Raw genomic sequence first — 6886 nt, 5'->3', positions numbered from 1 at the left:
GCGTCGGCCATGTCGCGAGCAACATAAGGATTCGTGCAGGCAGCGCAACCCAGCAGGTCTTGCCCCGTCCAGCGAATGGCGCGCGCCAGCTTGTCGGCGGGAAGCGCACGCGGGTTGTCGGGAGTTACGGCAACGAAACCGGCACCAGCAGGTAGGATAACCTCGAGCATTTCGGGGTAATCCTTGTCCTCCAACACGCCGATCACAAACACGGGCTTCTTACCGGGAAACACATCGGCCAGGGAATCGACCAAGGCCCGGGCACCCTGGGGATTGTGGCCGCCATCAACGACGACCGTCGGTCGATCTGGCCCCGCATCCACCACCTCGAATCGACCCGGCCAGCGAGCCTGCGCAATACCCGCCCGCACGACGGCATCGGGGATGCTCCAGCCGTTCTCGCCCAATACCCGAGCTGCTTCGATGGCAAGAGCCGCGTTCGCAGGCTGATAGCTTCCCAACAGGGATGTTTCCAGGTTGCAGAAAGACCCGTACGTGAACAGGCGCACGGAGGTTCCGCCTCGCTGCTCGACTGGCCCCACCTGGAGCTGCGCGAAGTCGGGCACCGTCAGCGCCGCTCCGTGCGTGCGCGCCGCCTCTTCCACCACCGCCATGGCCTCGCCCTCCTGGGGCCACGACACCACCGGAACGCCGTCTTTTACGATGCCGGCCTTCTCCCCCGCAATAGCCGCAAGCGTGCTGCCCAGAAGCGCCGTATGGTCGAGTCCGATACGCGCGACCACCGCCACTTCCGGCGCGTCGATAACGTTCGTGGAGTCGAGCCGCCCGCCCAGTCCCACCTCCAGCACCGCGATATCGCAGGCACGGCGTACGAAATGCACGAGCGCCACGGCGCACATCAGCTCAAACTCGGTGGGATGATCGTCCATGGCTTCTGCCTGGTCGCGCACGGCAAGCGCCACGCGAGCGAGTTCGTCAGAGGAGATATTTCGGCCGTCCACCCGGATACGCTCCTCGAACGTCTCGATAAAGGGGCTAGTGAACAGACCTGTTCGATAACCCGCCTCCTGCAAGATCGAGGAGAGGTACGCACACGTCGACCCTTTACCGTTCGTACCGGCAACATGCACGAACTTGAGATCATCCTGCGGACGACCCAGCCGTTCAAGCAGCTCGCGAATACGATCGAGCCCCAACCGCGAGCCCATCCATCGCGGCTCGTTGATATAGGCTATCGGATCGAACGCCACATCCACCATCCCCTCTCGCGACGTGCGCGATGCTCGCCTTGGCCTTCATATTCTACCGCAGAAGCTGCATGCCCTAAAACCGCACGCCCTAAAACATCGGATTCGAAGAGATGCTGTGCAAATTTTTCGTTTTCCCGCACTTTTTTGCCTTAAAAATCCAAGTACTTTTGTCTATCAGTCAGGAGATCTGAAGAAAACGCAGTTCAAAACTATGCACATGAAAGATAAATGGGCTGGAAATTCCGCAAGACGCTCTGTACGCTCGAAAAGCTGCGGGAAAACGAAAAATTTGCACAGCATCTCTTCGAAAACAAGCTTGGCTTACCTCTCGCGACGTGCGCGATGCTCGCCTTGACTTGCCTCTCGCAGGCACCACCTGTCAACGTACCATCGGGCAGCCTGCTACCGACTGAGCTGCGCGGGCGCTGATGCAAAGAGCAGCGCCCAGCTTCTCTACCCGGCTTAGTTCTCAGACAGATATTTCGCGATCCCGGCTGCCGCACGTTTTCCCGCGCCCATGGCGAGGATGACGGTTGCGGCACCGATGACTGCGTCGCCGCCGGCAAACACGCCCGGCTTGGAAGTGGCACAGGTGCACTCATCGGCCACGATAAGATGGCGCGACGTCACCTCGAGCCCCGGTGTGGTCTCGGCGATGAGGGGGTTGGTCTTCGATCCCACCGCAATCACCATCATGTCCACGTCGATGACGAACTCGCTGCCCGCCACCGCCGCAGGACGGCGGCGCCCGCTTGCATCAGGCTCGCCCAGCTCCATGCGCACGCACTCGACGCCGGCAACCCATCCGCTGTCGTCGCCCAGAATACGCACCGGGTTGGTAAGCAGCTGGAAGCTGATGCCTTCCTGTTCGGCATGGTGTATCTCTTCCGTGCGGGCAGGCATCTCGTCGCGGCCGCGACGATACACCACGGTCACGTCAGCACCGAGGCGCTTTGCCGTGCGCGCCGCATCCATAGCCACATTGCCACCGCCCACGACCACGCAGCGCTTGCCCGCATAGACCGGCGTCTCGTACTCGGGATGACGGTACGCCTTCATCAGGTTCACGCGCGTGAGCAGCTCGCTGGCCACCGACACGCCGTTGAGCCCCTCGCCCGGAATGCCCAGATAGCCGGGCAGTCCCGCACCGGTGCCCACGAACACGGCGTCGAAGCCGCGCTCGTCCATGAGCTCATCCACGTCATAGAGCTTGCCTACCAGCGTATTCAGCTCGAACGACACGCCACTGTCTCCGAGAGCATCCACTTCGCGCGCCACGATATCCTTGGGAAGGCGGAACTCGGGAATGCCGTAGGTGAGCACGCCGCCTACCTTGTGCAGTGCTTCGAACACGGTCACATCCGCCCCATGCTTGGCCAGCTCGCCCGCGCACGTGAGCGATGCCGGGCCGGAACCCACCACAGCCACGCGCTTGTCGCCCAAATCGGCGGCCGACAGCACCTCCGGCACAACCGGGCAGGCACCGTCCTCAGGATCGGCCGCACAGCGGTGGGACAGCTCCGTCAGAGCCGCAGCCGCCTCTTCCGGATGAGCCGCCGCCCAGTCCGACACGAAGCGCTCGAGGCGACCGATGCCGACAGGCTCGCCGTTCTTGCCGCGCGTGCACACCCCTTCGCACTGCGTCTCCTGCGGACACACGCGCCCGCATACCGCGGGCAGCGCATTCGCACCCTTCACGATAGCGTAAGCTGCGCCGAAGTTGCCCTCGCTTACTTGCTCGATGAACTGCGGGATAGGCACGCCAACCGGGCAGCCCGACACGCAGGGCGCCTTCGGACACTGGATGCAGCGACGCGCCTCGGCAACGGCCTCTTCGGCCGTATAGCCCAGCGCCACTTCCTCGAACGTCTGCGCACGCAGCACAGGATCGAGCTCGGGCATGGGCACTTTTTCTTTCTGCTTGTTCACCTTGAGGTTCGCCACGACTAGGCCTCCTTGTGGTCGTCACCGGAAGATACGGCCGCATCGCCGCATGTGCGTCCCTCAGAAGCCACTTTGCCGGCGGCCGCCTCGCGCGCAGAGCTCTCGAAGCTGCGATACATGACACCGCGACGCATAGCGTCGTCGTAGTCGACCAGATGTCCGTCGAAGTCGGGACCGTCCACGCAGGCGTGGAAGTATTCGTCGCCCACCTTCACGCGACAGCCACCGCACATGCCCGTACCGTCGATCATCAGCGGGTTCATGGATACCAGCGTCTTAATGCCGTAAGGCTTCGTCGTGGCCGCCACGAACTTCATCATGATAACCGGGCCCACCGCCAACACCAGGTCGTAGTCGGCACCCTCGTCGATACACTGTTGCAACGCCGCCGTCACCAGGCCCTTGTTGCCGTTGGAGCCGTCGTCGGTCATGATGATCTGGCGCGTAGAGTTCTCGTTGATCTCGTCTTCGAGCAACACGAGGTCCACGTTGCGGAAACCCGTGATCACATCCACCTCGGCACCGTGATCGTGCAGCCATTTTGCCTGCGAGTACGCGATAGCCGTACCCAAGCCGCCGCCGATGACGCACGCGCGCTTCACACCCTCAAGCTCGGTGGGTTTGCCAAGCGGACCCGCGAAATCCAGCAGCGCGTCGCCCACTCGCATCTGTGCGAGGCGCATCGTGGTAGCACCCACCGCCTGGAAGATGATAGTGATGGTGCCCGCCTCCGGGTCGCAAGAGTTCATCGTCAACGGAATACGCTCGCCCTGCTCGTCGATGCGCAGCATAATGAACTGACCAGGCTTGATCTTCCGTGCGATAGCGGGCGCATGCACGACCATGCGGGTTACTTCCGCATTCAGCGCCTCAACTTTTTCGATTGCGTACACGTCGCCTCTGCCTTTCCCGTCTCAAATATGCAAGCAGCACCGTGCTGCGGTGCTGCCTTTTGCTTATATAGCCTGCCATTATAGCTTGGACCCCTCTACTCGAGTGTTTCGAGTGCGTTACTGAACGGCCAGCGGAGCGAAAAACCCCGAATCAGTCGACGACCAACCGCATAGAGCACGCTACCGCGAATACCCCTTTCTGAACGAAGGAGCCGCAACGAAAGCGACCAGCAGAAAAACTGAATTGTGTTTTCAGGGGTTTCTTAACGAAAGAAAATCGCGTTTTCCTTTCGTTAGCGCACGAAAATCCCCCTCTAACGAAAGAAAACTTTCGTTAGAGGGGGAGACCAAACGCAGGGTCATTGCACCCTTGGATAGCGAAGCCCAAGCTATAGGCAAACCCTACAGGGGCTGTTGCTCGGCGCAGGGTCCGCTTCCGCATCCGACCCGGATGCCAATGACGTAGCGGCAGGAGCAGGAGCATCGTCGGTTATCCGCGCAGCCTTGTCGGCGTCGCTTACAGCCAGCAGCTCGCCGAGCGTGGCAAAATCGTTCTCTAGCGCCTCGCGCTTCGAGCGGTCGTAGATGGCGGCGGCAGGGTGGAAGATGGGGAATACCCTGAACTTACCTGCTTGCTGCAGCGTGCCGTGCAGACGGGTGATGCCCACCTCCGTTTTCAAGATGAACTTCGTGGAGAAATTGCCCAACGTCACAATGAAGTCGGGGTCGATCGTGCGCGTCTGTTCGCGCAGATACGGCGTGCACAGCTCGATCTCCTCGGGACGGGGGTCGCGGTTCCCGGGAGGACGGCACTTTAGCACATTGGCGATGAACACGTCGCTGCGCTCAAGTCCGGCGATGGCAAGAAGCTCGTTGAGATACTGGCCGGCTTTGCCCACGAACGGCTCGCCTTGCAGGTCCTCGTTCTTGCCGGGGGCCTCGCCCACGATGAGCACACGCGCCTCGGAGCTCCCCACGCCGAACACCGTCTGCGTACGGCCGTCGGCCAACGGGCACTTATGGCAGGCCTCGACCTGCGCTCGGATCTCCTCCAAGGGTATATGCAGCTTGGACATGCGATTTCCCTTCCTGCCAGTGCGACCTTGCCTAGTCTCGCTCCCTCAAAAGGGCGCGGGACCCTCCTCCGTGAAAATAACCCGCCTTGGAACGGTCGGCCCTCTGCGCGCTATACGTAGAGCCGGGGCATCCTCTGGGCGAAGCCGATGGACAGCTCGTAGTGGATCGTGCCCAGCATGTTCGCCATATCGTCCAACGTGACGATCGAGTCGCCTTGACGGCCCACTATCAGCACCTCGTCGCCAATCTGCGGGTCGATGCGCCGACGGGTGCCGTAGGTGCGCAGGTCCACTTCGAACATGCACTGGTCCATGCAGATGTTGCCCACCTGGCGGAACCGGCGGCCTTCCATGATCACGTCGGTGCGGCCCGACAGCCCACGGCGCATGCCGTCCGCGTAGCCGAGAGGCAGCGTGCAAATCCTCACGCTACCGGGGCTGCGGTAGTTCAACCCGTAGCTCACCCCTTCGCTCATAGGCACGAGCCGCGTGTCGCTGATGCGCGCATGCACGCTCAGGGCGGGCCGCAGATCGATCATCGTGCGTGTTTCCTGGCACGGATGCAAGCCGTACAGGGCGATGCCGGGCCGTACCATGTCGAAATGCACGTCAGGATAGCGAATGGTAGCCGCCGAGTTCGCCGCATGGATGATGCCCGGGTCGAAGCCCGCAACCTTCATGGCTTGGAGCGCCTCCAAGAAGCGCTTCGTCTGGATATGGAAGTCCAGCGTCTCCGGCGCGTCGGCGGTCGCGAAGTGCGTGAACGTGCCTACCAGGTCGAGTGCGCGGTGAAAGCTCACCTGCGACATGAACTCGACTACCTCGTCGTGGCGCACGCCAATGCGGTTCATGCCCGTGTTCACCGCCAGATGGTAGGGCGCGCGGATGCTATAGGCATCCGCCGCCTCGGCGTACTGGATGGCGAAATCGGGCGTGTAGATGCTCGGCATGACCTTGTAGGCCAGCAGCAACGGGATGGCCTCCATCGGCGGCTGGGACAGCACCAGGATCGGTGCGTTCACCAGCGCTTCGCGCAGCTCGATGGCCTCGTCGATAGTGGCGACACCCAGATACTCGGCACCGGAGTTCAGCGCCGTCTTCGCGCAGCGCACCGCACCGTGCCCATAGCCGTCGGCCTTCACCACAGCCATGACGCGCACGCCGTGGCCCACGTGCTGCTTGAGCGCCGTCATGTTGTGGCGGACAACGCCCAGATCGACCTCCGTCCACGCCCAGCGCCTATCGGTGGCCGGGATAAGCCGCAGCTTGTCGGGGTCGAAGTTGGCGGCACCCGCATCGGGCCGCGCATGATCGCGTGCGTACTGGAACGCTCCTTGGGCGCCACTGCCATACGTTGACGGAACGCCCGACAAAGGCGTACCCTCGGTTGTATACGCCCCTACCGGCGTACGCCCGACGCTTGCGCTCGCCGGCTCGAATCCCGGCTTGCGGTTTGCGAACCCGGTAAATCCATTGGGAATATCTTGTGCCGCCATGCTGCTCCGCTCTCGTTCGAATCGCCTTCGTTCGCGCACCAGTATAGCACTGGCGGCATCGCGCAGCCGGCATCTGGAGGCGAAGGAGCGCGCAGCATGCCAGAGAAACCATGCACCGGTCGCTACCCTTCCAGCTGGCCCAGCATGTCCAGCAGCTCCTGGCGCTTGTGGATAGCGAGCTTCGTGTAGATGTGCTTGGCGTGGGTACGCACGGTATTCTCCGAGATAACCAGGCGCTCAGCAATAGAGGCCATGCTGTTTCCGCG

Annotated in this window: 7 protein-coding genes; 1 reads left to right on the top strand and 6 read right to left on the bottom strand. The window is 62.3% G+C overall.

Features of this window, described 5'->3' with window-relative positions:
- Positions 1-1211: folylpolyglutamate synthase/dihydrofolate synthase family protein (locus RR842_RS08685; RefSeq protein ID WP_332729484.1), on the bottom strand; the 1211-nt coding region annotated here is incomplete at its 3' end.
- 228 nt (positions 1212-1439) lie between these two features.
- Here RR842_RS08685 and RR842_RS08680 point away from each other — a divergent pair.
- Positions 1440-1640, top strand: coding sequence for a hypothetical protein (locus tag RR842_RS08680; protein ID WP_332729483.1), 201 nt, complete (start codon positions 1440-1442; stop codon positions 1638-1640).
- A 33-nt stretch (positions 1641-1673) separates the two neighbouring features.
- On the opposite strand, the gene gltA is transcribed toward RR842_RS08680, so the two are convergent.
- The 5 genes from gltA to RR842_RS08655 form a co-directional block, all read right to left on the bottom strand.
- A complete protein-coding gene (gltA, locus tag RR842_RS08675; protein ID WP_332522365.1) occupies positions 1674-3155 on the bottom strand; it encodes an NADPH-dependent glutamate synthase in 1482 nt (493 codons plus the stop codon).
- A gap of 2 nt (positions 3156-3157) precedes the next feature.
- Positions 3158-4048 (bottom strand): sulfide/dihydroorotate dehydrogenase-like FAD/NAD-binding protein, encoded by an 891-nt coding sequence (locus tag RR842_RS08670; RefSeq protein ID WP_332553714.1) that lies wholly within the window; start codon positions 4046-4048, stop codon positions 3158-3160.
- A 389-nt stretch (positions 4049-4437) separates the two neighbouring features.
- A complete protein-coding gene (locus RR842_RS08665) occupies positions 4438-5124 on the bottom strand; it encodes a uracil-DNA glycosylase (protein ID WP_332565259.1) in 687 nt (228 codons plus the stop codon).
- Positions 5125-5234: 110 nt separating this feature from the next.
- Positions 5235-6620, bottom strand: a complete 1386-nt coding sequence (gene alr, locus RR842_RS08660; protein ID WP_332518361.1) for an alanine racemase — start codon at positions 6618-6620, stop codon at positions 5235-5237.
- A 122-nt stretch (positions 6621-6742) separates the two neighbouring features.
- Positions 6743-6886: LuxR C-terminal-related transcriptional regulator (locus tag RR842_RS08655; RefSeq protein ID WP_332729486.1), on the bottom strand; the 144-nt coding region annotated here is incomplete at its 5' end.

Source organism: Gordonibacter sp., assembly GCF_036667095.1.
In the GTDB taxonomy this organism is placed as follows: domain Bacteria; phylum Actinomycetota; class Coriobacteriia; order Coriobacteriales; family Eggerthellaceae; genus Gordonibacter.
The sequence above is the reverse complement of the archived record's forward strand: the minus strand, read 5'-3'. Positions and strand labels throughout refer to the sequence as shown.